This is a genomic window from Achromobacter mucicolens, from assembly GCF_029866465.1.
In the GTDB taxonomy this organism is placed as follows: Bacteria; Pseudomonadota; Gammaproteobacteria; order Burkholderiales; family Burkholderiaceae_B; genus Achromobacter; species Achromobacter mucicolens.
In genome coordinates, this window is sequence record NZ_CP123364.1 from 1,584,133 (window position 1) to 1,609,388 (window position 25,256).

Sequence of the window (25,256 nt, forward strand, 5' to 3'; positions counted from 1 at the left end):
GCGCCGGCCGCTATCCGCGGCGGCGCGCATGGAGCCGATAGGCCAGCCACACCAGCACGCCTAGCGCCGCCGCGACGGCCAGCTTGGTTTCCACGCCGTGCAGGCGGCCAAGCAGCGCCTCGATCGTCCGTCCGAATACGAAGCCCAGCAAACTGAAGCAGACCGCCCAGATCATGGCCGCGATGGCATTCAACACCAGGTAGCGCAGGGCCGGCACCTTGGATATGCCGAGCGCCACGGGGCCGACCGTGCGCAAGCCATACAGAAAGCGCAGCGCCAGGATGAAACCGTTGGGATACCGGTCGATGGCCGACAGCGCCCTGTGGAACGCCGGCTTGGCGCGGATGCGCTGCACGTAGCGGTGGTCTCGGTAGCGGCGTCCCACGTAGAACAGCACCTGATCCGCCATGAACGAGCCAGCGAACGCGCAGAGCGTGACGTAGGGCAGGTGGAACAGTCCCTGGTGCGCCAGGAAACCCGCAAACACCACCACGCTTTCGCCTTCCAGGAAGGTTCCGCCCAGCACGGCCCACAGGCCGTAGTCCGCGATGAATTGATGCAGTGCCGCGTTCATCCTGTCCTTTCTTCAACGATGCGCGCGAGCGCCACCAGTGCGTGCGAGACTTCCGGGGTGATGCGTTGCCCGCAACTGATACGCAGGAAGTGGTCGTAACGGGCGCCATTCGAAAACATGGCGCCGGGCGCCACGCGTATGCCTTGCCGCAATCCGGTCTCGAAGACGTCCATGCCGGACACGCCCGCGGGCATTTCCACCCAGAGCAGCATGCCGCCTTGCGGCACGCTCAGCCGCGTGCCGCGCGGGAAGTGCGCGGCGATGGCCTCGGCGGTCAGGTCGCGCTGTGTCTTTAACTCGCGGCGCAGCCGGGCCAGGTGGCGGTCGTAGGCGCGCGACCCCATGAACTCCGCCACTGCGATCTGGGCCAGCGGTTCGTTGGGGCGGCTTTGCGCGAACTTGAGCATGGCGATCCGGGCTTTCCAGCGGCCGCCCAGCAGCCAGCCCAGCCGCATGCCCGGCGCCAGCGTCTTGTGCATCGAAGAGCAATAGATGACGTTGCCGGTGGCATCCCAGGATTTGGCGGCCGCCAGCGGCGTGTCGTCGTCGGTCAGGGCGCCGTAGGTGTCGTCCTCGATGAGCGGCACCTGTTGGCGCTCACACAGGGCCACCAGCCGCGCCTTGTGCGCGTCGGGCATCACGCAGCCCAACGGGTTCTGGAAGTTCGGCACCACAACCACGGCGCGGATGTTGCCGTGGGTCTGGAAGGCCAGGTCCAAGGCTTCGATCGACAATCCATGCTGCGGGCTGGTGGGGATCTCGAGCGCGCGCATTCCCAGGCTTTCCAGGATCTGCAGCAAGCCAAAGTAGGCGGGCGACTCCACCGCGATGGTGTCCCCGGGCCGGGCGACGGCGCGCAGCGCCAGATTCAGGGCTTCGATGCAGCCATGCGTGACGATGACGTCGTCCGGCGTCGCGTTGATGCCATTGGCCAGCGCCCGGCGGGCCAGCACCCCGCGCAGATCGGGATGCCCTTGGGGCGGCACCGGGCTGACCAGCACCTCGGGCGATTGCCGCAGCGCCCGCGTCATTGCCTGCTTGAGCGCCTCCATGGGATACGCCTGCGGCACGGCCGCAGCCAGGGCGAAGTTGGCGCTGACAGGGTGGGCCTCGCACTTGGCGATGAAGTCCGAGACGCGGTCGTGGATGCCGACATACTGCGCCGCGCCGAGCGTCTGGCGGATGTCCGGCTCGGACACGGGTGGAATGCTGTTGCGGCGGGGTTTGAGGACAAAGTAGCCGGAGCGGGGGCGGGCCTCGATCAGGCCATCGTCCTCGAGCTGGCGGCAGGCCTGCAGGGCCGTGGACAGGCTGACATGATGCGTGCGCACCAGCGTGCGGACGGACGGCATGCGCTGCGCGGGGGCAAGCACGCCGGTCTGGATGGCGCGCCGGTAGTGGTTGGCCAGGCGAAGGTACAGCGGTTGGGGTTCCATGCGCCGATCTTGCTCCCCTGCGTTGGGCCGTGGGTAGGCACAGATGAGGGCAAAGTACACCATAACAGCGACAAAATCGAGCCTCTGCATCGGTACAGAAAGCCGATTTGTGTGGCTGTTGCGCAAAGCAGGGCGCGCGTAGCCTGTCATGGTGCTTCTGGAGACCATCATGACCCCGCAATCCACCCCCGACTTCCCAGGCCAGCGCCTGGATCTTCCCGCCGGCGCCAGCCGGATGTTCGTGCTGCGCGCAGGCGCCGCCGTCGTCTGCACTGAAGGCAGCGTGCGCGTCGAAGAGGGCGCAAACGGCCTGGAAGCCGCGAACGGTCTGCATCGCATCGTTCCGGTTCGCCTGAACGCAGGGGAGGTTCACGGCGTGACGAACGGGGGCGCGGTGCGCGTGAGCGCGCTGGGCGGCGCACAGGTGATATGCCTGGATGCCGAAGGCCGTTTGCCTTCGGCCCTGCGCCGGGCAGCGGGCTTTTTTCATCGTTTCGTGTCGAAAAACGGAAACATTCGCCTGGGTGCGCTGCACAAGATTTCAAAATGATGTATGATTCACACATCAGACGCGGGGTGGAGCAGTCTGGCAGCTCGTCGGGCTCATAACCCGAAGGTCGTAGGTTCAAATCCTGCCCCCGCAACCAGTTTCAAGCAGTACCCGGTCTTGCAAGCGGCGCGTTTCACATGCCCCGGCAAGTCCACAGCAAAAAAGCCGCGACGCCGTCGCGGCTTTTTTTCGTCTGCCGATTGCGCTGGGTCATGCCGCGCGTGCGTTCGGAGTTTCCCCGATAGCCGCGCCCGGACACGGCCGCCACCCTGCGCTACCATGGGTCACGCGCGCTACATTGCCGCACAAAAGGAGTGTCCATGGGAACCGCAAAATACGATCATCCCGGCTACGTTGCTGATACGGGCGCTGAGGGCAAGTACCACGTGGGCATCTGGTGCCCGCACGGGTATCCCGCCCACATCCATATCGGCCGTCCGGCCGACCGCGGCGATCCCCATGCCTTGCTGAGACTGCGCATTCCGGACGGCGTCTTCCAGTCGCTGCCGGACGACCCCGAAACCCTGTGCCGCCGCGCGTTGGGGCAGGCGCTGGATGCCGGGCTGCTGCGCACGGTCGCCGTCGATGGCGAGTACCAGGAACTGCGTTTCCAGCTGGATGCCGAGCCCTGGTCCGGCCCGATGCAGGCGGCCGAGCGCGCCTGATTATTGTCTGAATCGCCGCGGCAGTTACCCACAGGGATTGTGGAAAACCCTTGGGATAGCTGCTGCGTATATGCAATTTCTCTAGCAAAAACATGGGCTTGGCGTCGGCGGTCAAGAAGTGGCCGCCGTTGCGCTTTCCGGGCGGTCAAAGCGGGCGATCCCGCTGCCAGCCGGCGCAGCCATGAGACAATCTGCGTCCCCACGGCCCGACGTCCGAACGTCATCTTCGTCCCGGTTTTCTCCCGCATGCGTTCCGCTTTTCCCCTTCCGCGTCCTGTCACCAAGGCGACGGCGCCATGAGCCTGTCCGCCAAACGCGTTGCCATCATCGGGGGCGGCCCGGCCGGCCTGATGGCTGCCGAAAAGCTGAGCGAAGCGGGGGCGCAGGTCGACGTGTTCGACGCCATGCCCTCGGTGGGACGCAAATTCTTGATGGCGGGACGGGGCGGCCTGAACTTGACGCACAGCGAGCCCGCCGAACCCTTTCTTGCCCGCTACGGCGATCGTGCCCCTTTCGTGCAGCCGTGGCTGCACAAGATGGGCGCCGCCGCGCTACGCGAGTGGGCGCACGCGTTGGGCATCCAGACCTTCGTAGGTTCATCGGGCCGGGTGTTTCCCCAGGAGATGAAGGCCGCGCCGCTTTTGCGCGCCTGGCTCGCCCGGCTGCGCGGACAGGGCGTGCGCTTTCACATGCGGCACCGCTGGCTCGGCTGGCGCGGCGGCAAGCCCGGTGTGGACGCGTTGCGCTTCGAGACGCCCGCCGGCCAGACGCAGCATGCGGCGGATGCCGTTGTGCTGGCGCTGGGCGGCGGCAGTTGGGCCAAGCTGGGATCCGATGGCGCCTGGGTGCCGGATCTCCGGTCGCACGGTGTGCCGGTTGCGGCATTGCGGCCCGCCAATTGCGGGTTCGACGTCGCATGGTCCGATAACTTCCGCAGCCGCTTTGCCGGTCAGCCGGTCAAGTCGGTGTCCATGGCCTGCGGCGGACTTCGCCGCCAGGGCGAGTTCGTCGTATCGGAAACCGGGATCGAAGGCAGCCTCGTCTATGCCTTGTCGGCCGCCCTGCGCGACCGGATCGACACCGGCGGCAGCGCCGTGGCCTTGCTGGACCTTGCGCCGGACTGGCCTCACGAGAAGGTGATGGCCGCAGTGACGCATCCGCGCGGCGCGCGCTCGATGTCGAGCCACTTGCAAAGCCGCCTGGGGTTGACGGGTGTGAAGGCGGGCTTGCTCAGAGAGTGCGCCAGTGCCGACGACTTCAAGGATCCGGAGCGGCTGGGCCAGCGAATCAAGGCCTTGCCCGTGACGCTCCTGCGGACTCGTCCGATCGACGAAGCGATCAGCACCGCGGGCGGGGTGGCATTCGACGGCTTGACCGCCGGGTTGATGCTGAAAGCGGTGCCCGGCGTTTTCTGCGTGGGGGAAATGCTGGATTGGGAAGCGCCGACAGGCGGCTACCTGTTGACGGCCTGCATGGCCAGCGGCGTGGCTGGCGCGGCGGGCGTCATGGAATTCCTGAATCCGCAATCCTGAACCGGCAGTCCTCTGCGGACTGCCTGGCAAGCGGCGATCAGGAGCCCGTCGTGTGCGGGGCCATGCCGACCGGCGCGCGAGGCGCCAGATCGCCGACCACGTGGCCCACCACGGGCGGGCCGCCCTCGGGCTGCGAGATGATGCCGATCACGCGGGTGATGGCGCTGGCGGGAATGGTCGTGCCGTGCGCGGGATCCTGCACCAGTTGCCAGATCGTGGCGTTTCCCATGCCGGTGTCGCCTTCAGTCAGGTCCAGGTTGTCCAGGCAGTTACGCGCAAAGGAAGACCAATCGGAAGCATTGCAGGGCAGGCCATGAGACGTGGCGAGCCGGGCCAGGGCCAGCGGCGCGTCGGCCTGGCTGGCGGCATGCTGAGCGGCGGTGCCCAGCGTCACGTCCAGGGAAAGCAGGCGGAGAAACTCAACAACGTTGTCCGTGCTCATCTTGTGGTCTCCTTCCTTTGGGGGCTGCTCTGTTCGATCGCCGGGGGCGCCAGTTTCCGGGGAGTCATCCCGGTCACTGTCCCAGCATCGACACCAGCGACTGCTTCAGGCGCGGCGAAAAAATCGGCACCGTGTGCGATACGCCGCTGCGGTCGATGCCTTCCTTGAGTTGGACTGACTGCCCCTGGAATATATCCGGGGCAGCGGAAATTTCGTTGTACCGCGCCAGCAGTTCATTGACCTGGGCCTGCGCGTCTGCCAGCGTGCTGCTGTCAGCCAGCTTGCCCGCGGCGTGCGCCTGCAAAATGCGATGCAGATCGTCGATGAACAGCGCCAATGCGGCCTGCCCACGGCATTGAGGCTGTTGCCAGCCCCAGCCTTGCGGACCGGCGCCAGCGGGTTGTGATGCTTGTGTCTTCGTCATGTGCGCATCCTAATCCATTGGCGGCAAATACGCGACAGCCGAGAATGCCTCGCAAATGTCACCGGCGCGTAAGGGGGGTGACGGTTTCTTGGCAGCGTTGTTACAGGTGGCGCGCTCGTGTCACGCAAAAAACGGGGCCTTTGAGGTATGCTGGGTTTCGTTTTTTCCATGCCCAGACAGGAGATGTCTTATGAAGAACAGAGTCTTTCTCGTCATGATGCTTTCGATTGCTGCGTTGACGGCCGGGTGCAACACCGTCGCCGGGGCCGGTAAGGATATCCAGCGAGGCGGGGAAAAGATCGAGGGGGCCGCGGAAAAGCGGTAGTGCGTCTGGTTCGCCGCCGTTCGGGCGGCGCAAGGCCACGCCAGAAGTGCCACGAGATTGGCATTTCCAGCGTGGCCTTTTTGCTGCCGCTGGCATAATCGCGGAAGTCCGAATAGCAATGGCGGGAAGAATCATGCGCAAGTCTGTATGGGTGGGTGTCGCGTTGGCGGCTACGTTGGCCGGATGCGCCAGCACCGGCGTCTACGAGTCGGAAACCGCAAAGAAAGAGACCTTCAGCGTCGACACCAATTACCAGGCGGCCTTCCGCCGCGCCGGCGAATACGTGCGCACCTGCCACACGCAGGTCAGCCATCCGTACGGCGTCTCCTATGCCTGGCGCCACACGCTGGGCCAGAAGGGGGCGCCAGACGAGATCCAGCTCTACAAGGTCGGTCAGCCCGCGACGGTGCTGGAATTGATTTCCGCGGAACCCGCAGGCCCTGCCAACGCCAAGGTGACCGTGACGGTCCTGGGCCAAGGCCGGTGGGACGAAGCCGAAATCGCGGCGGCGCGCAAGTCGATCCAGAGCGCGACGCCGACCTGCCGTAGCGCCAGCGGCGGCTGATACATGGATCCCCGCGCCCAGCAGATCCGTGCCAACGGCCTGTCGTTCGCGCTGCTGGCAGGCGCGTTCCGGTTCCTGGGGTGGCTGAACGGCGCGGCCGCCCTCGTCCTGGTGGGTTTCTCGCTAGGCATCGTGGGCGGGGACATTGCCGCGCCCGATCTCCAGATTCCCCTCATCCTTTTTTTGGGCGGCCTCATGCTGGCGTGCCTGGGTGTGGCGTTTGCCTACCTTGCGCAGGTCAGCCTGTTGCGGCAAGGCTACAACGGCCATCTGACGCGCGGCCATTGGCCGGCGCAGTTGCTGGCGCTACTTTGTTATGTGGCCAGCGCGCTGGCATTCTGCGGCGCCTGCTGGTTTGCGGCGTCGCAGGCAGTGGCGGACGCCCCAAAGGCGGCGGCTTACGCGCAGCGTTAAAACGCGGGTAAACCCGTATGCGCAAAAATATTGGACTTGTGTAGACGTACGGAATAATATGCGCACTGCGTATATAACTCCTCTTCTTGGGGCCCGTCATGAGCATCTCCCAGCAAGCCTTTCTGCGCGACGCCATGCGCCGCCTCAATCTCACCCGCGACGTGTTCGCCACCCGCATCGGCGTCAAACGCCGCGCGCTGGACACCTGGCTGTTGCCTGAAGGCTCGCAGGAGTTCCGGGCCATGCCGGAAGTGGTGCAGCGGTTCGTCAGCGAAATCGTGCAAAACGGCGTGCTGCTCGAAAAATATACGCAAAGCGTACAAGACGGCCCCTTGCGTGACCGCATTGCCGTCGAAGGCAAGAATCAGCTGCTGTCGGTGGACCAATTCACCCGCGATTCCGTCGAAGACCTGTTCCGCGTCGCCGACATGATGCAGCCCATTGCGCGCCGCCAGAAGGTGTCGCGGGTGCTGGAAGGCGCCGTGCTGGGCAACCTGTTCTTCGAGGCCAGCACCCGCACCCGCGTGAGCTTTGGATCCGCGTTCTGCCGCCTGGGCGGGTCGGTGTGCGACACGACCGGCTTCACGTTTTCATCGATGGCCAAGGGCGAATCCATCTACGACACCAGCCGCGTCATGAGCGGCTACGTGGACGCGATGGTCATTCGCCATCCCGACCAGGGTTCGGTCGCGGAATTTGCGCGTGCGACGAACATTCCCGTGGTCAATGGCGGTGACGGCCCCGGCGAGCACCCCAGCCAGGCGCTGCTGGATCTGTACACGATCCTGACCGAGTTCTCGCGCCTGGGCAAACTGCTGGACGGCGCGCACATCGCCATGGTCGGCGACCTGAAGTATGGCCGCACCGTGCACTCGCTCATCAAGCTGATGGCGCTGTACAAGAACGTGAAGTTCTCGCTGATCTCGCCCAAGGGCCTGGAGATGCCGACCTACATCGTCGAGCAGGCCAGCCGCAACGGCAACATCATCGAGCAGAAGTCCTCGCTGGCCGAGGGCCTGGCGGGCGCCGATGTCATCTACGCGACGCGCGTGCAGAAAGAGCGTTTCGCCAACGAAGAAAACGAAGGCTATACGCCCGACTTCCAGGTCAACCGCGCCATCATCGACGCCTACTGCAGCCCCGAGACAATCGTGATGCACCCGCTGCCGCGCGACAGCCGTCCGGGCGCCAACGACCTGAGCGTGGATCTGAACCACGATCCGCGTCTGGCGATCTTCCGCCAGACCGACAACGGCATTCCCATCCGCATGGCGATCTTCGCGGTGTTGCTGGGCGTCGAAGGCCTGGTGCAGCATTCGCTGCGCGATGTGACGTGGCAACATCCGTCGCATGTCGGTCCCGACGATTCGGTCTTCCACGGCCTGGATTGAGGCCAGACGCCCGTGGCGGCGCCGCGAAAGCGGTCCCGTCACGGGGAATTCAAGCATAATCCGCGCTGGTTTTACGGGCGAGTGCCGCTATCAGGCGCGCACGCCGTTCTTGGGCGGATGATCTTATGTCTTCGAGCAGTTCCGATGTTCCTCCTTCCGCGGCCACCGCCGATGCAGCCAGCGGCCAGGCGTGCTACCTGAGCGCCTCCAATGCGCAGGCCTGGGAGGCGGTCTATCAATCGGTCGACGCCAATACGCGCGGCCAGGTTGCGGCGCTGGTGTCCGACCATGCCGCGCAACTGGTGGATGCCTTCTATTCCACCTTGCTTGCCGATGCCGAAGCCGGCCCGCGGCTCTCTCACGAAATCGTCTCGACCCGCCTGCACCGCGGCATGACGCATTGGCTGAAAGGCCTGCTCTGCGTGCGCGAGCAAGGCGATATCGACGTGCTGATGGCCACGCAGAAGAAGGTCGGCGAGGTTCACGCGCGCGTCCATATCCCGATCCATCTGGTGATGGCCGGCGCCCGCATCCTGAAGAACGAAATCGCGCAGCGCCTGCGCGCCGGCGGCCTGGAAGGCCAGGCGGCTTCCGTCGCAACGCAGTACGTGTGCAATCTGTTCGACCTGGCCATCGAACAGATGAGCCGCGCGTTCATGCGCGACATCAATCGGGGCGCCCGCAACGACGAGGCCTATCGCCTCTTTGCGTTGGGCCAGAACATTTCGACCGAACGCGAGCGGCAACGCGCCGCCTTGCTGGAATGGAGCCAGGCGGTGCTGATCGGCCTGCATTACCGCACGCCGGAGCAGGCGCTGCCGCGGTTGGCCGCCTCGGAGTTCGGACTCTGGCTGCAGCACAAGGGCGCGGTGCTGTTCGAAAGCGCGCCTGCGCTGCGGCAGATCGTCGAGGCCGTGGCGCGGCTGGATGACACGGTGCTGCCGGGGATGATGCAAAGCGCCAGTCAGGCGCCGGAATCGCTGCCCAATCAGGTGCGCGAACTGCAGGAGCTGGTGGCGCGCATCAAGCATCTGCTCAACGGCCTCTTTGACATGGTGGCCGAGATCGAAAGCGGCAGCGATCCGCTGACCAACGTGCTCAACCGGCGTTTCCTGCCGTCCGTCATCGGCCGCGAAATCTCGCTGGCGCAGCGTCAGCGGTCAAGCTTTTCGGTGCTGTTGCTGGACATCGATCACTTCAAGGCCATCAACGATGCGCACGGCCACGCGGGCGGGGACCAGATCCTGCGCCAGTTTGCCGAAGTCGTGCATCAGACCTGTCGATCCAGCGACTTCGTGTTCCGCTATGGCGGCGAGGAATTTCTTGTCGTGCTGGTGGACACGGGGCCGGGCGCTGCGCTGGCCGCCGCCGAAAAGCTCAACGCCGAGATTCGCCGGCATCGCTTCGTGATCGCCGAGGCCGGCGCGATGCATGTGACAGCCAGCATCGGCGTGGCGACCTTCGACGGCCATCCCGACTACGCCTACCTGATCGATCGCGCCGACAAGGCGCTGTACAAGGCCAAGCAGGCCGGCCGCGACCGCAGCGTCGAGGCATGAAAAAGGGCCGCTCGACAAGAGCGGCCCCTGGTGTTGCTGCCGGTCAAAGGCGGCTTAGATCTTCTTTTCGCCGCCCAGCGCTTCGACCAGTTCGGCCATCATCTTGGCCAGTTCGCCGGTCATCAGCATCATGTCGGAATCGAACTTTTCGTCGTCGTTCGCGGCCACGCCTTCGTTGCCTTCCTTCAGCACGTCCAGCGGCGCCACGCGCTTGACGTCCAGGCCTTCGGTCAGGACAAACGACACGCGGTCTGCCCACGTCATGGCCAGGCGGGTGCACTGCTTGCCCGACTGGATGTGACGGCGTACGTCGTCAGCGTCGATGGAGTGCTTGACGTAGCGGATCGCGGCGCCGCTTTCACCGGACGAGCGCAGTTCGGTGTCCTGGTCGATGGTGAAGTTGGTGGGCGCTTCGTCCTCGGCCAGCCAGCCGGTCATGGCGGAGGCGGGCGATTGGGCGACGTACAGGTTTTCGAGCGGGAACGGATCGACGCACTTGGCGAGCAGGCCGATGACTTCGTCGGCCTTGGCCGAAGCGGCCGCGTCAATGACGAGCCAGTTGTTCTTCGGGTCGATCCACACGCGCGTGTCGCGATAGACGCTGAAGGCGCGCGGCAGGAGCTCGTCCGTGACGCGCTCCTTGATTTCCTTCATCTGCTTGCGGCCAGGTTTGTAGCCTTGCTGCTCTTCGATTTCCTGGGCGCGCGCCTTGGCGACCTGGTTGATGACGGTGCCCGGCAAGAGTTTCTTTTCAGCGCGCAGGCTGAGCAGGATCTGGCCGTTCACTTCGTGGGCCAGGCCGCCGTTCTCGCGCGGGGGCACCCAGCCCAGGCTTTGCATTTCGAGGTTGTTGCCGGTCTGGTAGGCATGGCGCGCCAGCGTTTCTTCAAGCTGCTCGCCGGTCAGGGTCCAGGGCGAGGAGAGGCGGTAAATCTTGAGATTCTTGAACCACATGAGCGTCGGCCAAAAGGGTTGATTCTATACGACGCGGCGGCTTTGCCGAAGGGGGCAGGCACGCTGGCAACAGGCGACACGTTCTGTCACTGACAGGGGGCAGCCTATCCGGTAATGTCCCGCGCACCAACGTGAGATTGGAGTGAAAAGATGAAAATCATTGGCGCGATCCTCATTGTCCTGGGCGTGGTTGCCCTGGCCTATAAGGGCTTTAGCTACAAGTCCGAAGAAACGGTTCTGCAGATCGGATCTGTGAAGGCCACGGCGGAAACCGAGAAGTCGGTGCCCATCCCGACGTGGGCAGGCATTGCCGCGATCGTGGCGGGTGTGGTCGCCATCGGCGTGGGCATGCGTCGTTGATATGAGCCGGCCGCAAGGCCGGCCGTGCAGCATGAAGAGGGCGGTCGCGCTGCGGCCGCCCTTAGTCTTTTGCGGGCCGCCGCAAAAAAAGCGGCCCGGCTCAATAAAGAGTCGGGCCGGTACGGGAGCACGCAATGCCGCGTCATAAAAGGCTCGCGGGGAACGCGGCATTGGTGTCAGATCAGCAGCCCTGCAATCGTCTGACAGGGGGATCAATCGTCAGGCAATCTTGCGCAAGGCCGTAATCTGAGCGCTCAGTCTACTGGCGCAGGTCTGACATGGTCCTGAAAGTGCGGCACAAAAAAAAAGCTCCGCGAGGAGCTTTTGAAAGGCCGGGCAGGCGCAGCAGTCCCGCCCGGCGGGGGATGGTTTGTCAGGCGTTGATGTCGTTGTCCTTGGATTCGCGCACGAAGAGCGTGCCGACCACCAGGGTCATGACCGCGATGATGATCGGATACCACAGGCCGTCGTAGATGTTGCCGGTGGCCGCGACCACGGCGAATGCGACCGGAGGCAGGAAGCCGCCGAACCAGCCGTTGCCGATGTGGTAGGGCAGGCTCATCGACGTGTAGCGGATGCGCGTCGGGAACATCTCCACCAGCATGGCGGCGATCGGACCGTAGACCATGGTCACGTACAGCACCAGGATCGTCAGCAGCACCACGACCATCACGGTGTTGGTCTGGGCCGGATCGGCCTTGGCCGGGTAGCCGTGGCTGCGGATCGAGGCGGTCAGCGTCTTGTCGAGTTCGGCGACCTTGGCCTTGAACTCGGCCGGCGCCAGCGAACGGCCGTCGAAGGAGGTGAACTCTTCATTGCCGATCTTGACGCGGGCCACGGAACCGGCCGGAGCCGCTTCGTTGCGGTAGTTCACCGAGTTGCGGGCCATGAACGACTTGATCACGTCGCAAGAGCTGGTGAACGAGGCCGTGCCCACGGGGTTGAACTGGAACGAGCAGGTGCTCGGATCCGCGATCACCGTGACCGGGGCGGTGGCTTGCGCCTTTTCAAGCGCCGGGTTGGCAAAGTGGGTCAGGCCCTGGAAGATCGGGAAGTAGGTCGCCGCGGCGATCAGGCAGCCCGCCATGATGATGGGTTTGCGGCCGATCCTGTCCGACAGCGCGCCGAAGATCACGAAGAAGGGCGTGCCGATCAAGAGGGCGATGGCGATCAGGATGTTGGCGGTGTTGGCGTCGACCTTCAGCGTCTGCGTCAGGAAGAACAGCGCGTAGAACTGGCCCGTGTACCAGACCACGGCCTGGCCGGCGGTCAGGCCCAGCAGCGCCAGCAGCACGACCTTCAGGTTCTTCCATTGGCCGAACGATTCGGCGATCGGCGCCTTCGAACCCTTGCCTTCTTCCTTCATGCGCTTGAAGGTGGGGGATTCATTCAGCTGCAGCCGGATCCAGACCGAGATGCCCAGCAGCACCACCGAGATCAGGAACGGAATGCGCCAGCCCCAGGCCTTGAAGTCGTCTTCGCCCATGAATGTGCGGATGCCCAGGATGACCAGCAGCGACAGGAACAGGCCCAGCGTCGCGGTGGTTTGAATCCAGGACGTGTAGAAGCCGCGGCGGCCGTGCGGGGCGTGTTCGGCGACGTAGGTCGCCGCGCCGCCGTATTCACCGCCCAGCGCCAGGCCTTGCAAGAGGCGCAGGACGATCAGGATGGCGGGAGCGGCCAGGCCGATGCTGGCGTAGCTGGGCAGGATGCCGACCAGGAACGTCGACAGGCCCATGATCACGATCGTGACCAGGAAGGTGTATTTGCGTCCGACCAGGTCGCCCAGGCGGCCGAACACCAGCGCGCCGAACGGCCGCACCGCGAAACCCGCCGCGAAGGCCAGCAGCGCGAAGATGAAGCCCGCGGTCGGGTTCACGCCGGAAAAGAAGTGTTGGGCAATGATGGCTGCGAGCGAGCCATACAGGTAAAAGTCATACCACTCGAACACCGTGCCGAGCGAAGACGCGAAGATGACCTTGCGCTCCTCCTTGGTCATCGGACGCGGATCCGCGGATGGACCGCGGCCTGCCATGGTAGTTGTGCTCATGATGTCTCCTCGTTTTTAGGCCGGCGGTTTTCCGCCGTGCTTGACCCTCCGCCGGCGCGGCCGACATCGAGCTAAGCGTCACATTGGGGCGCGACGCTGACGAGGTTCTGACGGGACCCTTACTTGAATCTTAAAATTGAAACAAATGGTAAGCGCTCCGGGGAAGGCTAGGGATAGTCCTTAGCTTTCGGCGGGCTCGGGCGGGGGCGTGTAGAGGGGAAAAGCGACGCGGATGCGGGTGCCGGGCAGGTCGGAGTGTTCGGTGGGATGGTCGCTGATCACGACGCTGGCCTGATGCTTTTGCGTGATCTCGCGCACGATGGCCAGGCCCAGGCCGCTGCCGTCCGAGGACGTGCCCAGCACGCGGTAGAAGCGGTCGAACACGCGCTCGCGTTCTTCGGGCGCAATGCCCGGTCCCGAGTCCTCGACCTCCAGGAGCCCCTCGCCGTCCGCCTGCAGCACGCGCACGGTGATATGCCCGCCGCGAGGGGTGTAGCGCAGGGCGTTGTCCACCAGATTGTTCAGCAGTTCGGCCAGCAGCAGCGGATTGCCGTTGATCTCGACAGGCGTGTCCGACCCCTCGAAACCGAGATCCGTGTTCAGCGACAACGCCAGCGGCACCCAGTGCATGGTCTGCTCGTAGGCGATGGCGTTGATGTCGGTGCGGGTCATGCCGATGGCGCTGGGATTTTCGGCGCGTGCCAGCAGCAGCAGCTGATTGACGAGCCGGGTCGCCCGTTCCGAGCCGGTGACCAGTTGCCGCAGGCTGGACTGCATTTCCTCGGGACTGGCGTCGCGCAGCGCCAGTTCCGCCTGCGTGCGCAGTCCCGCGAGCGGGGTCTTCAATTGATGCGCGGCGTCGGCCACGAACCGGCGCTGCGCCTGCACGTTGGCGGACAGCCGGTCCAGCAGGTCGTTCATGGCCGCGACCAGCGGCGCGATCTCGGAGGGCGCGGCGCGCTCGTCGATCGGCGAAAGATCGTCGGGGCGGCGGGCGCGCAGGCGCTGCTGCAGCGCATTCAACGGCGCCACGCCGCGCGACAGCCCGAACCAGACGAGCAGCACGGCGATCGGAAGCACCACGAACTGCGGGATGATGACGCCCTTGATGATGTCGTTGGCCAATTGCGTGCGCTTCTCGACGGTCTCGGCCACGATGAGGAGCGCCGGCTGCGTGCCCGGCAGATGCAGGTCGACCCAGGTGAACGCCAGCCGGATGCCAAAGCCGCGCAACGTGTCGTCCTCGTATTGGACCTCGCCGGGGCGGGGCTGTCCCACGGTGGTGGGCAGCGGCAGCGCGCGGTCGCCGCCCAGGTATTCGCCCCGGCTGCCCAGCGCCAGCCAGAACACGCTATCCGTCTCGTCGGCGCGCAGCACGTCGCGCGCGGCGTCGGTCATCTTCAGCACCGCGCGGCCGTCCTGCGCGTGGACCTGGCGCGTCAGCACGTGCAGGTTGTTGGCCAGTGCGCGGTCGTATGGCACGTTGGCGATGTTCTGCGCGACCACATAGGTGATCGCGACGCTCATGGGCCAGAGCAGGAATAGCGGCGCCAGCATCCAGTCCAGGATTTCGCCCAGCAGCGAACGTTGGGGCGGCGCAAAGCTCGGGCCCTTGGACCCGGCTTGCATGATATCCAGGGCTTCCTGGTTGAGCGGCTCTGGTGAGGGCTCAGCTTGCGAGGTACGCCGCACCCTGGTCCCGCTCAAGACAGTAGCCCAGGCCGCGCACGGTGACGATCTTCACGCCGCTGGGCTCGAGCTTTTTGCGCAGGCGATGCACGTAGACCTCGATGGCGTTGGTGCTGACCTCCTCGCCCCATTCGCACAGATGGTCGACCAGTTGGGTCTTGCTGACCATGCGTCCGCTGCGCGTCAGCAGGATTTCGAGCAGGCTGACCTCGCGGGCCGACAGGTCCAGCGTCTGGTCGTCCACGATGGCGACACGGCCGGTCTGGTCAAAGAGCAGCTTGCCGTGCTTGATCATCGTGCCGCCGCCGCCCGCGCCACGCCGCGTCAGCGCGCGCACGCGGGCTTCGAGTTCGGACAGCGCGAAGGGCTTGGCCATATAGTCGTCCGCGCCCAGGTCCAGGCCCTTGACGCGCTGCTCGATGCTGTCGGCGGCGGTCAGGATGAGGACGGGCAGGGCGGAGTTGCGGGCACGCAGGCGGCGCAGCACTTCCAGGCCGGCCAGTTGCGGCAGCCCGAGATCGAGGATGAGCAGGTCGAAGGCCTGGGCGGCCAGCGCGGAATCGGCGGCAAGCCCGTCGCGCACGGCATCCACTGCATAGCCGTTGTGGCGCAACGAGCGGGACAGGCCATCGGCCAGGATGCTGTCGTCTTCGGCGATCAGGATACGCATGGGCTGCTGCTAGGAAGATACACGCCGGCCCGGGGGACGGAGAATGGCGAAAATACCGGAATCGCTCCGGATTCTGTCATACGGCGCCGGGCTTGCCACTCAGGGTATACGTGCAAAAAGCTGGCACACTGGGTTTTTGTACAGTACAATCCGATGCCATAATCTGATCCGTAGCTCAAGGCTCCACGTCAGGCCGTAGGACAGGCATCAAATCCGGCAAGCTCAGACCCGGCCAGCTCAGACCCGCAGTTTTTCCGACTTCCAGATACGTTACAGACAGGACTCCTCATGGACGACAAAACCACCAAGGCCGCCGCTTCGGAAAAGGCCAAGGCGCTCGCCGCAGCGCTTTCGCAGATCGAAAAGCAGTTCGGCAAGGGCTCGATCATGCGCTACGGCGACAACGAGGTCTCGCACGACATCCAGGTGGTTTCCACGGGTTCGCTCGGTCTGGATATCGCGCTGGGCGTCGGCGGCTTGCCGCGCGGCCGTGTCGTCGAAATCTACGGTCCGGAATCGTCGGGCAAGACCACCCTCACGCTGCAGGTCGTCGCCGAAATGCAAAAGCTGGGCGGCACCTGCGCCTTCGTAGACGCGGAACACGCACTGGATGTCCAATATGCGTCCAAGCTGGGCGTCAATCTGGCCGACCTCTTGATCTCGCAGCCGGACACGGGTGAGCAGGCGCTGGAAATCACCGACGCGCTGGTGCGCTCGGGTTCGGTCGACCTGATCGTCGTCGACTCGGTGGCCGCGCTGGTGCCCAAGGCCGAAATCGAAGGCGAAATGGGCGATTCGCTGCCCGGCCTGCAGGCCCGCCTGATGAGCCAGGCGCTGCGCAAGCTGACCGCCACCATCAAGAAGACCAACTGCATGGTCATCTTCATCAACCAGATCCGGATGAAGATCGGCGTCATGTTCGGCAACCCCGAAACCACCACCGGCGGCAACGCGCTCAAGTTCTACGCGTCCGTGCGCCTGGATATCCGCCGCATCGGTTCCATCAAGAAGGGCGACGAGGTCGTCGGCAACGAAACCCGCGTCAAGGTCGTCAAGAACAAGGTTGCGCCGCCGTTCAAGCAGGCCGAGTTCGACATCATGTATGGCGCCGGCATCTCGCGCGAAGGCGAAATCATCGACCTGGGCGTGGCCGCCAACGTCGTCGACAAGTCGGGCGCCTGGTACAGCTACAACGGCAACCGCATCGGTCAGGGCAAGGACAACGTGCGCGAATACCTGAAAGAGCACAAGGACATGGCCATCGAAATCGAAAACCGCGTCCGCGAAAACCAGGGCATCGTCAGCCGCGCCGCTGAATTCGTGCCCACGGCGGAAGACACCGCCGAATAATCCCGGACATTCGGCAGGGCTCGCCGCGGTTCAGGCAAGTCCCATCGCCGGCCCGGCTGGGCTGGGAAACTGCGGCAGGCGCCAAGATGGGCCTGCCGTTTTGTTTAGCAAGCAGGAAAGCGCATGAGCTGGAAATCGACTCCCGCGTCCGCCGAGCGCCAACGCGCCCGGTTGGACGACGAATTCGAAACGGTCGCCAAGCCGCAAGGCTTGCGGCGCACGTCCGATGCGCGGGTGGCACGCGAACCCGCAGCGTCTGACGATTCGGCCGATGGCGCTGAATCTTCCGGCCTGTGGCAGCGCAGTTCCGAGCAGCGAAGTTCCAATCAGCGCGGCGCCGCGCGCGGCCGGCGTGCCGACACCGCCGCCAGCGCCGACGAGGCGTCAACGTCCGACGGCAAGCAGGCGCGCAAGGGACCGTCACTGAAGATGCGGGCAGTGGGGTATCTGTCGCGGCGCGAGCACGCGCGCGAAGAACTGGCGCGCAAGCTGGCTGCTTATGCCGAAGATGCGGCCGAGGTCGAATCGGTACTGGACGCGCTTGAAAAAGAAGGCTGGCTGTCCACCGAACGCTTTGCCCAAAGCCTGGTTCATCGGCGCGCCTCGCGGCAGGGCGCGGCGCGCATCGTGCAGGAATTGCGCCAGCATGGCGTGGACGACAACCAGGTCGCGGAACTGCGCGAACAGCTTCGCGCCACCGAATACGACCGGGCGCTTGAGGTCTGGAAAAAGCGCTTCAGCGCCAAGCCCGAAGATCGCGCGGCCTACGCAAAGCAGGCGCGTTTTCTGGCCAGCCGGGGGTTCGCGCACGACGTCATCCGGCGCATCCTCGGCGAGGGCGACGAAGACTGACGCCCGGCGGCGTGGTTTTCCACGTGCGTCTACCCAGCCGGCGCCGCTGCGGCCGTCGTTGTTCCTTACGTTTTCACTTCGGTCTTCACTTCGGTCGTCACTTCGCCGACTTGATGCCCGACAGCGTCTTGAAGCAGACGTCGCGGGTAATGGTCAGAAACTCGTCGATATACGAGGCGTCCGTGTCCTCGCTGCGCACGGTCGCATACAACGTGCGCCACACGCCTTGCGGGCCCAGGCGGCAAAGCCGCAGCCATCCCTGATTCATGTATTCCGTCAGCGCCCAGTTCGGCAGGGCCGCCACGCCCCGATTGCTGGCCACCAGTTGCGCAATGATCGGCGTGAGTTCCGCCTTGCGGACCGCGGCGGGCTCCACGTCGGCCGGGTCCAGAAAGGCGGTGAAGACATCCAGCCGCTGCTTGTCCACGGGGTAGGTGATCAGGGTCTGGTCCGCCAACTGCTCCGGCAGGATGAATTTGCTGCCCGCCAATGGGTTGGATTCGGACACAGCCAGCACCAGCTCATATTTGAATAGCGGCAGGTATTCCACCGCGTCCAGCGGCTGCGGGTCTGACGTGATGACCAGGTCCAGGTCGCCGCGCACCAGCGCGGGCAGGGGGGCGAACGAGAACGCCGCGGACAGGTCCAGCGCCACATCGGGCCATTGCACGCGGAAGGCGTCCAGCGCCGGCATCAGCCATTGAAAACAGGAATGACAGTCGATCGCCAGGTGCAGCCGACCTGTGCGCCCGGCCGCCAGCCGTTGCAGGTCGCGTTCCGTGGCGCGAATGCGCGGCAGGACCTCATCGGCCAGCGCCAGCACCCGCAGCCCAGCCGTGGTCAGCCGGGCCGGCCGTGTGCGCCGGTTCAGCAGAGGCGTGCCCAGGCGGGTTTCGAGATCTCGCAGCTGATGCGACAGCGCGGATTGCGTCAGGTGCAGGCGTTCTGCGGCTTCCTGAAGGCTGCCGCCATCCCGGATGGCGGTCAGAGTTTCGAGGTGGCGGATTTCTAGCATTGAGGGCGGCTGAGCGGGTCGGGATCCGGGGGCGGCATAAGGACGCCAAACCCCGGCGGGTTGGCATGGCTAGCTATTCTATGAGGTTTCCTCATCTTATGAATGCGTACATTGATTTTGATTCATTTTGATTTGGCCTCAGAATGATCGCCACTTGAACAAATTTTGTGGATGGCGGCTAGAACATGACTACGATTCATAATTTGGGTTTCCCCCGCATCGGCGCCCAGCGTGAACTCAAGCGGGCGGTCGAGGCCTATTGGGCCGGCAAGCAGACCGCCGACGCCCTGGAAGATACGGGCCGTGAACTGCGCGCCCGCCACTGGCGCCTTCAGGCCGCGGCCGGCCTGAAGTTCGTGCCGGTGGGCGACTTCGCCTGGTACGACCAGATCCTGGAATGGACAACGCTGCTGGGCGCGGTGCCAGCGCGCTTCGGCCAGAAGGACAGCGAGCCGGTGTCCTTGGACACGCTCTTTCGCATGGGCCGCGGCCGCGCGCCGTCGGGCAAGCCCGCCGCTGCCTGCGAAATGACCAAGTGGTTCGATACCAACTACCACTACATCGTCCCGGAACTGGTGCCCGGCCAAACCTTCCGCATTGCCCGCGAAAGCCTGTTCGACCAGGTCAGGGAGGCCCAGGCGCTGGGTCTTGAGGTCAAGCCGGTCATTCCCGGCCCGCTGACCTGGCTGTTCCTGGGCAAGGGCGACGCCTTTGCCGGCGGCGCCGCCGATGCCGGGAAACTCCAGCTTCTGGCAGCGCTGCTGCCGGTCTATGAAGAGGTGCTGGCGCGGTTTGCCAAGCTGGGCGTCGAGTGGGTGCAGATCGATGAGCCCATCCTGGCGCTCGATCTGCCGCAAGCCTGGCGCGATGCCTTCAAGCAGGCTTATGCCACGTTGTCCGCCAGTGCGGTTAAAGTGCTGGTCGCCACCTACTTCGACGGTCTGAAGGACAACCTCTCGACGGCGCAGGCCCTGCCGGTGGCCGGCCTGCACGTGGACCTGGTGCGTGCCCCCGAACAATTGGCCGACGTGGTGGCGGGCCTGAACGACGGGCAGGTCTTGTCCGCCGGCATCATCAACGGCCGCAACATCTGGCGCACCGATCTCGACGCCGCCATTGCCGCGCTCGCCCCGCTTGCGCGCCATCTTGGCGACCGACTGTGGTTGGCGCCGTCGTGCTCGCTGCTGCACGTGCCCGTCGACCTGGAAAACGAAACCGAACTGGACGCCGAACTCAAGAGCTGGCTGTCCTTTGCCGCCCAGAAGCTCGACGAGCTGAGCCTGCTGGGCCGCGCGCTGAGCAGCGCCACGGACCCCACGGTGCAGCAGGGGCTGGCCAGCCAACGCGCGGCGCTGGCCGCGCGCCGCGCCTCGGTGCGCATCCACAACCCGGCCGTGGCCGAGCGCATGGCCGCAGCAAAGGGCATGTCGCGCGACCGGGCGCCGTTTGCAGGCCGCATCGCGCGCCAGCAGGAGCAGCTGGGGCTGCCCGCCTATCCCACCACCACGATCGGCTCGTTCCCGCAGACGGCCGAGATCCGCGCGTTGCGCCGCGACTGGAAGGCGGGCGCCTTGACGGATTCCGCGTACGAAGCCGCCATCCGCAAGGAGATCGAGGAAGTCATCCGCTTCCAGGAAAAGGTGGGCCTGGACGTTCTGGTGCACGGCGAGCCCGAGCGCAACGACATGGTCGAGTACTTCGGGGAGCTGCTGGCCGGCTTTGCCTTCACGAAAAACGGCTGGGTGCAGAGCTACGGTTCGCGCTGCGTGAAGCCGCCGATCATTTTCGGCGACGTCGCCCGTCCCGCGCCCATGACGGTAGGCTGGTCGTCCTACGCCCAGTCGCTGACCGACAAGCCGGTCAAGGGCATGCTGACCGGTCCGGTCACCATCCTGCAGTGGTCGTTCGTGCGCGACGACCAGCCGCGCGAAGCCACCTGCCGCCAGCTGGCGCTGGCGCTGCGCGACGAAGTCGTGGACCTGGAAGCGGCCGGGATCAACGTCATCCAGATCGATGAGCCGGCCATCCGCGAAGGCCTGCCGCTGCGCCGCGCCGATTGGCAGGCATACCTGGACTGGGCCGTGGACTGCTTCCGCCTGTCGACCGCCGGCGTACGCGAGGAGACGCAGATCCACACGCATATGTGCTATTCGGAATTCAACGACATCATCGAATCGATTGCCGCCATGGACGCCGATGTGATCACGATCGAAACGTCGCGTTCCAATATGGAGCTGCTCAAGGCGTTCGAGGACTTCCGGTACCCGAACGACATCGGCCCGGGCGTGTACGACATCCACTCGCCCAACGTGCCCGAGGTCGGCTGGATGGTTGACCTGATGAACAAGGCCGCCGCCCGCCTGCCCAAGGAACGCCTGTGGGTCAATCCCGACTGCGGCCTGAAGACGCGCGCCTGGCCGGAAACGGAGGCCGCGCTGATCGGCATGGTCCAGGCGGCGCGCGCGCTGCGCGAGGCGGCCTGACGGCCGATGGCGTTCCCGGCGCACGCGCGCCGGGCCTCCTGCATTTCCAACCCGGCCGCGCGCCACGCGCACGCCGGGTTTTTGCCTGCTGCAGACGCCATTACCAGCCCCACGCCGAGCCGCGCGGCGAAACCGGCAGGGGCCGCGTGGAAGGAGGGAAGTCACGGCGGCGCGGTCAGCGGACCGGACAGCGGGGCATCCGCCGCCCAATTAATACGATTGCGCGAATGCCGCCTGCGCTATACTTTGAAGGTTTTGTTGCCGCGCACCATACGCGCAGGCCATCTTTGCCCCGCAGGCCCCCTCGCATGCCCTTGCCACCGCCGGATTGTCCTCGCCAACCGCTGCATACGCGTTCCATACGTGTGCAGTCGTACGCGCGCGATGACGGCAACTGGGACCTGGAAGCCGAGCTGATCGACGTGAAAGCGTACGATTTTCCGAAGCGCGACGGCGAGATGTTCAAGGCCGGGCAGCCCATCCACCATATGCACCTGCGCATCACCATCGACGAGGAATTCTCGATCGTGGCGGCTCAGGCCGTCTATGATGCGGCGCCTTATGGCGAGCATTGCAAGGCCATCGAGCCGGCGTACACTGACCTGATCGGCATGAACCTGCTCAAGGGGTTCCGCCGCCAGGTCAAAGAGCGGTTCGGGCATGTGGAGGGCTGTACGCACATGACCGAACTGTCGCAGGTGCTTCCCACCGCGGCGGTCCAGACCATGGCCAACCGCCGGCGGCAGGAACCCAACCCGAACCGGCGTCCATTCCAACTGGACGGCTGCCATGCGCTCAGCACTGGCGGCCCTGTGGTGGCTGAGCATTATCCCGAGTGGTACACCGGGGGTAGCGCTGAGGCATCGGCCGAGTCGTCCTCCGATTCACCTTCTTTTTCTCATACGTCCTGACAGGTAACACATGAAAATCCACGAGTATCAAGGCAAGGAACTGCTGAAGCAATTTGGCGTCCCCGTGCCGCGCGGGATCCCCGCTCTTTCCGTCGACGAGGCCGTGGCTGCCGCTGAAAAGCTGGGTGGACCGGTTTGGGTCGTCAAGGCACAAATCCACGCGGGTGGCCGCGGCAAGGGCGGCGGCGTCAAGCTGGCCCGCTCGCTGGACGACGTCCGCAAGCTGGCATCCGAAATCCTGGGCATGCAGCTGATCACGCATCAGACCGGCCCCGAAGGCCAGAAGGTCCGCCGCCTGTACATCGAAGACGGCGCCGACATCCAGAAGGAATACTACGTGTCGCTGGTCACCGACCGCGCCACGCAGAATGTCGCTTTCATCGCTTCCAGCGAAGGCGGCATGGACATCGAGGAAGTGGCTCACTCCACGCCCGAAAAGATCATCACCGAATACATCGACCCGCTGGTTGGCCTTTCCGCCGAGCAAGCCACCAAGATCGCCAACGCGATCGGCCTGCCCGCCGACTCGACCGCCCAGGCCGTTGACGTGTTCCAGAAGCTCTACAAGTGCTACATGGACACCGACGCCTCCCTGGTCGAAATCAACCCCCTGAACCGCGACAGCAAGGGCAACATCATCGCCCTGGACGCCAAGTTCAACTTCGACTCCAACGCCCTGTTCCGTCATCCGGAAATCGTCGCCTACCGCGACCTGGACGAAGAAGATCCCGCTGAAATCGAAGCCAGCAAGTTCGACCTCGCGTACATCCAGCTCGACGGCAACATCGGCTGCCTGGTGAACGGCGCCGGTCTGGCCATGGCCACGATGGACACCATCAAGCTGTTCGGCGGCGAGCCGGCCAACTTCCTGGACGTCGGCGGCGGCGCCACGGCCGAGAAGGTCACGGAAGCCTTCAAGATCATGCTGGCCAACAAGAGCGTCAAGGCCATCCTGGTCAACATCTTCGGCGGCATCATGCGCTGCGACGTGATCGCCGAAGGCGTCATCACCGCTTGCAAGGCCGTCAACCTGAACGTGCCGCTGGTCGTGCGCATGAAGGGCACCAACGAAGAACTCGGCAAGAAGATGCTGGCCGACTCCGGCCTGCCGATCATCAGCGCCGACACGATGGCCGAAGCTGCCACCCGCGTCGTAGCCGCCGTCAAGTAAAGCAAAAATCAAGGATTCACAATGTCGATTCTGATCAACAAGGACACCAAGGTCATCACCCAGGGCATCACGGGCAAGACGGGCCAGTTCCACACCCGCATGTGCCGTGAGTACGCCAATGGCAAGGCCGCCTTCGTGGCCGGCGTGAACCCCAAGAAGGCGGGTGAGGACTTCGAAGGCGTGCCGATCTTCGCGTCGGTCAAGGACGCCAAGGCCGACACCGGCGCCACCGTCTCGGTCATCTACGTGCCGCCCGCCGGCGCCGCTGCCGCCATCTGGGAAGCCGTCGAAGCCGAACTGGATCTGGTGATCTGCATTACCGAAGGGATCCCGGTCCGCGACATGCTCGAAGTCAAGAACCGCATGAAGGCCAAGGGCAGCAAGACGCTGCTGCTGGGCCCGAACTGCCCCGGTCTGATCACCCCGGACGAAATCAAGATCGGCATCATGCCCGGTCACATCCACCGCAAGGGCCGCATCGGCATCGTCAGCCGTTCGGGCACCCTGACGTACGAAGCCGTGGCGCAAGTCACCGAACTGGGCCTGGGTCAATCCAGCGCCGTCGGTATCGGCGGCGACCCCATCAACGGCCTGAAGCACGTCGACGTGCTCAAGCTGTTCAATGACGATCCCGACACCGACGCCGTCATCATGATCGGCGAAATCGGCGGTCCGGATGAAGTCAATGCCGCGCAGTGGGCCAAGGACAACATGAAGAAGCCGGTCGTCGGCTTCATCGCTGGCGTCACCGCCCCTCCCGGAAAGCGCATGGGCCACGCCGGCGCGCTGATCTCCGGCGGCGCCGACACGGCCGACGCCAAGCTGGAAGTCATGGAAGCCTGCGGCATCCGCACCACGCGCAACCCCTCTGAAATGGGCAAGCTGCTCAAGTCGGTGCTATAAGTTTCAGCAACGCGCGATAAAAAGCCCGCTTCGGCGGGCTTTTTTTTTGGGCGCCGTTTATTCAGGCTTTCTTAGGGAAATCCCGCGTCCAGGAAGCGGCCGGGTGAATCATACGGAAAGCTGAACGAAACTATAATGAAAGAAATTTTGCGCGTACCAGCAAGAATGCCGTCGGGCTCGCACCAAGACGGTCAGTACGTTTTTGCGTTCAATTCATCCATTAATTTGGTTTTGTCCTAGGGGGATCACACCTAGGAAAGAGAGGCATGGAACTCAGTTCAGCGGCATTCTGGATCGCGTTGCTCCAGATCATTTGGGTCAACATTCTGCTATCGGGCGACAACGCCGTGGTTATTGCGCTGGCAGCGCGCTCGTTGCCTCCGGCACAACAGAAAAAAGCGATCGTGGTCGGTTCCGCCGCTGCGATCATCATGCGTATCGTACTGACGCTCGTCGCGGCCAAGCTGTTGTTGCTGCCGTGGCTCAAGCTGATCGGCGCGCTGCTCCTGGTCTACATCGGCGTCACCTTGCTGCTGCCCGAAGGCGAAGAAGACGGTGCCGGCAAGTCGCATGGCAACCTGTTGACCGCCATCCGCACCATCATGATCGCCGACCTGGTCATGAGCCTGGACAACGTGGTGGCCGTCGCCGCCGCTGCGATGGGCGACACGACGTTGCTGGTGCTCGGCCTGGCCATCAGTATTCCGCTGGTCATCTTTGGCAGCACGCTGCTCTTGAAGGTCATCGAACGCTTCCCGCTCATTGTCTGGGTTGGGGCGGCGCTGTTGGGTTTCATCGCAGGCGAGCTGCTGGTGGGCGACCCGGCGTTGCAGGAGCCGGTGGCGCGTATCGATGCCGCATTGGGCGTTACTCAGCACAGCTTCGCACTGATGTCGGGCGCGCTGGGCGCAGTGCTGGTGCTACTGATTGGTAAAGTTTTGCTTGCGCGTCGGAAAGCTGACTGAAAGCTG

25 protein-coding genes and 1 tRNA gene are annotated in these 25,256 nt (G+C 64.7%); 17 read left to right on the forward strand and 9 right to left on the reverse strand.

Features of this window, described 5'->3' with window-relative positions; translation table 11 throughout:
- Window positions 1-10: 10 nt before the first annotated feature.
- Both QEP15_RS07200 and QEP15_RS07205 read right to left on the reverse strand, forming a co-directional pair.
- Window positions 11-574: a DedA family protein gene (locus QEP15_RS07200; protein ID WP_142049974.1), complete on the reverse strand. Its 564-nt coding sequence runs from the start codon at window positions 572-574 to the stop codon at window positions 11-13.
- Entirely contained in the window at window positions 571-2,010 is a 1,440-nt protein-coding gene (locus QEP15_RS07205) for an aminotransferase-like domain-containing protein (RefSeq protein WP_062838669.1), read from the reverse strand. The genes QEP15_RS07200 and QEP15_RS07205 overlap by 4 nt, the downstream gene beginning before the upstream one ends.
- Before the next feature lie 169 nt (window positions 2,011-2,179).
- On the opposite strand from QEP15_RS07205, the gene QEP15_RS07210 reads away from it, so the two are divergent.
- From QEP15_RS07210 to QEP15_RS07225, 4 genes are all read left to right on the forward strand, one after another.
- Entirely contained in the window at window positions 2,180-2,560 is a 381-nt protein-coding gene (locus QEP15_RS07210; RefSeq protein ID WP_280148603.1) for a hypothetical protein, read from the forward strand.
- A 20-nt stretch (window positions 2,561-2,580) separates the two neighbouring features.
- Window positions 2,581-2,657, forward strand: a tRNA-Met gene (locus QEP15_RS07215).
- A gap of 223 nt (window positions 2,658-2,880) precedes the next feature.
- Window positions 2,881-3,225 (forward strand): hypothetical protein, encoded by a 345-nt coding sequence (locus QEP15_RS07220; RefSeq protein WP_056322501.1) that lies wholly within the window; start codon window positions 2,881-2,883, stop codon window positions 3,223-3,225.
- Window positions 3,226-3,521: 296 nt separating this feature from the next.
- On the forward strand, window positions 3,522-4,757 hold the full coding sequence (locus QEP15_RS07225; protein ID WP_280148604.1) for a TIGR03862 family flavoprotein: 1,236 nt from the start codon (window positions 3,522-3,524) through the stop codon (window positions 4,755-4,757).
- A gap of 37 nt (window positions 4,758-4,794) precedes the next feature.
- On the opposite strand, the gene QEP15_RS07230 is transcribed toward QEP15_RS07225, so the two are convergent.
- Both QEP15_RS07230 and QEP15_RS07235 read right to left on the reverse strand, forming a co-directional pair.
- Entirely contained in the window at window positions 4,795-5,199 is a 405-nt protein-coding gene (locus QEP15_RS07230) for a hypothetical protein (protein ID WP_056322507.1), read from the reverse strand.
- A gap of 73 nt (window positions 5,200-5,272) precedes the next feature.
- On the reverse strand, window positions 5,273-5,623 hold the full coding sequence (locus tag QEP15_RS07235; protein WP_056322508.1) for a hypothetical protein: 351 nt from the start codon (window positions 5,621-5,623) through the stop codon (window positions 5,273-5,275).
- Between the two features lie 190 nt (window positions 5,624-5,813).
- On the opposite strand from QEP15_RS07235, the gene QEP15_RS07240 reads away from it, so the two are divergent.
- The 5 genes from QEP15_RS07240 (at window position 5,814) to QEP15_RS07260 (ending at window position 9,877) form a co-directional block, all read left to right on the forward strand.
- On the forward strand, window positions 5,814-5,948 hold the full coding sequence (locus tag QEP15_RS07240; RefSeq protein WP_056322511.1) for an entericidin A/B family lipoprotein: 135 nt from the start codon (window positions 5,814-5,816) through the stop codon (window positions 5,946-5,948).
- Between the two features lie 133 nt (window positions 5,949-6,081).
- The gene (locus QEP15_RS07245) at window positions 6,082-6,513 is read left to right on the forward strand and encodes a BPTD_2524 family lipoprotein (protein WP_280148605.1); all 432 of its coding nucleotides are present in this window, start codon (window positions 6,082-6,084) and stop codon (window positions 6,511-6,513) included.
- 3 nt (window positions 6,514-6,516) lie between these two features.
- Complete coding sequence (locus tag QEP15_RS07250) at window positions 6,517-6,927, forward strand: hypothetical protein (protein WP_152383826.1); 411 nt, start codon at window positions 6,517-6,519, stop codon at window positions 6,925-6,927.
- Between the two features lie 98 nt (window positions 6,928-7,025).
- Complete coding sequence (locus QEP15_RS07255; RefSeq protein ID WP_056322519.1) at window positions 7,026-8,318, forward strand: aspartate carbamoyltransferase; 1,293 nt, start codon at window positions 7,026-7,028, stop codon at window positions 8,316-8,318.
- Window positions 8,319-8,443: 125 nt separating this feature from the next.
- Window positions 8,444-9,877 carry a diguanylate cyclase gene (locus tag QEP15_RS07260; protein ID WP_175156836.1) on the forward strand — a complete coding sequence of 478 codons (1,434 nt, stop codon included), beginning with the start codon at window positions 8,444-8,446 and terminating at the stop codon, window positions 9,875-9,877.
- A 54-nt stretch (window positions 9,878-9,931) separates the two neighbouring features.
- On the opposite strand, the gene QEP15_RS07265 is transcribed toward QEP15_RS07260, so the two are convergent.
- Window positions 9,932-10,831 carry a recombination-associated protein RdgC gene (locus tag QEP15_RS07265; RefSeq protein WP_062838487.1) on the reverse strand — a complete coding sequence of 300 codons (900 nt, stop codon included), beginning with the start codon at window positions 10,829-10,831 and terminating at the stop codon, window positions 9,932-9,934.
- Between the two features lie 150 nt (window positions 10,832-10,981).
- Here QEP15_RS07265 and QEP15_RS07270 point away from each other — a divergent pair, with 150 nt between their 5' ends.
- Window positions 10,982-11,191 (forward strand): hypothetical protein, encoded by a 210-nt coding sequence (locus tag QEP15_RS07270; protein ID WP_056322527.1) that lies wholly within the window; start codon window positions 10,982-10,984, stop codon window positions 11,189-11,191.
- 373 nt (window positions 11,192-11,564) lie between these two features.
- On the opposite strand, the gene QEP15_RS07275 is transcribed toward QEP15_RS07270, so the two are convergent.
- The 3 genes from QEP15_RS07275 to QEP15_RS07285 form a co-directional block, all read right to left on the reverse strand.
- The gene (locus QEP15_RS07275; protein ID WP_062838486.1) at window positions 11,565-13,226 is read right to left on the reverse strand and encodes an MFS transporter; all 1,662 of its coding nucleotides are present in this window, start codon (window positions 13,224-13,226) and stop codon (window positions 11,565-11,567) included.
- Between the two features lie 195 nt (window positions 13,227-13,421).
- Window positions 13,422-14,798: a sensor histidine kinase gene (locus QEP15_RS07280; protein ID WP_152385439.1), complete on the reverse strand. Its 1,377-nt coding sequence runs from the start codon at window positions 14,796-14,798 to the stop codon at window positions 13,422-13,424.
- Window positions 14,799-14,910: 112 nt separating this feature from the next.
- Window positions 14,911-15,600 carry a response regulator transcription factor gene (locus QEP15_RS07285; RefSeq protein WP_056322537.1) on the reverse strand — a complete coding sequence of 230 codons (690 nt, stop codon included), beginning with the start codon at window positions 15,598-15,600 and terminating at the stop codon, window positions 14,911-14,913.
- A 288-nt stretch (window positions 15,601-15,888) separates the two neighbouring features.
- Between QEP15_RS07285 and recA the strand changes: the two genes are divergently transcribed.
- Both recA and recX read left to right on the forward strand, forming a co-directional pair.
- Window positions 15,889-16,950 (forward strand): recombinase RecA, encoded by a 1,062-nt coding sequence (gene recA / locus QEP15_RS07290; RefSeq protein WP_056322539.1) that lies wholly within the window; start codon window positions 15,889-15,891, stop codon window positions 16,948-16,950.
- A 123-nt stretch (window positions 16,951-17,073) separates the two neighbouring features.
- On the forward strand, window positions 17,074-17,802 hold the full coding sequence (recX, locus tag QEP15_RS07295; RefSeq protein WP_175156837.1) for a recombination regulator RecX: 729 nt from the start codon (window positions 17,074-17,076) through the stop codon (window positions 17,800-17,802).
- Between the two features lie 97 nt (window positions 17,803-17,899).
- Here the strand turns inward: recX and QEP15_RS07300 are convergent, their stop codons facing one another.
- Window positions 17,900-18,817, reverse strand: coding sequence for a LysR family transcriptional regulator (locus tag QEP15_RS07300; protein WP_056322542.1), 918 nt, complete (start codon window positions 18,815-18,817; stop codon window positions 17,900-17,902).
- Window positions 18,818-19,002: 185 nt separating this feature from the next.
- On the opposite strand from QEP15_RS07300, the gene metE reads away from it, so the two are divergent.
- The 5 genes from metE to QEP15_RS07325 all read left to right on the forward strand — a co-directional run bounded on the left by metE (window position 19,003) and on the right by QEP15_RS07325 (window position 25,250).
- Window positions 19,003-21,300, forward strand: coding sequence for a 5-methyltetrahydropteroyltriglutamate--homocysteine S-methyltransferase (metE, locus tag QEP15_RS07305; RefSeq protein WP_175156838.1), 2,298 nt, complete (start codon window positions 19,003-19,005; stop codon window positions 21,298-21,300).
- Window positions 21,301-21,608: 308 nt separating this feature from the next.
- Window positions 21,609-22,211, forward strand: a complete 603-nt coding sequence (locus QEP15_RS07310) for a DUF2889 domain-containing protein (protein WP_056322544.1) — start codon at window positions 21,609-21,611, stop codon at window positions 22,209-22,211.
- A 10-nt stretch (window positions 22,212-22,221) separates the two neighbouring features.
- Window positions 22,222-23,382 carry an ADP-forming succinate--CoA ligase subunit beta gene (gene sucC, locus QEP15_RS07315; protein WP_056322547.1) on the forward strand — a complete coding sequence of 387 codons (1,161 nt, stop codon included), beginning with the start codon at window positions 22,222-22,224 and terminating at the stop codon, window positions 23,380-23,382.
- A 21-nt stretch (window positions 23,383-23,403) separates the two neighbouring features.
- Complete coding sequence (sucD, locus tag QEP15_RS07320) at window positions 23,404-24,285, forward strand: succinate--CoA ligase subunit alpha (RefSeq protein ID WP_056322550.1); 882 nt, start codon at window positions 23,404-23,406, stop codon at window positions 24,283-24,285.
- A 266-nt stretch (window positions 24,286-24,551) separates the two neighbouring features.
- Window positions 24,552-25,250: a TerC family protein gene (locus QEP15_RS07325; protein WP_056322553.1), complete on the forward strand. Its 699-nt coding sequence runs from the start codon at window positions 24,552-24,554 to the stop codon at window positions 25,248-25,250.
- Window positions 25,251-25,256 lie beyond the last annotated feature (6 nt).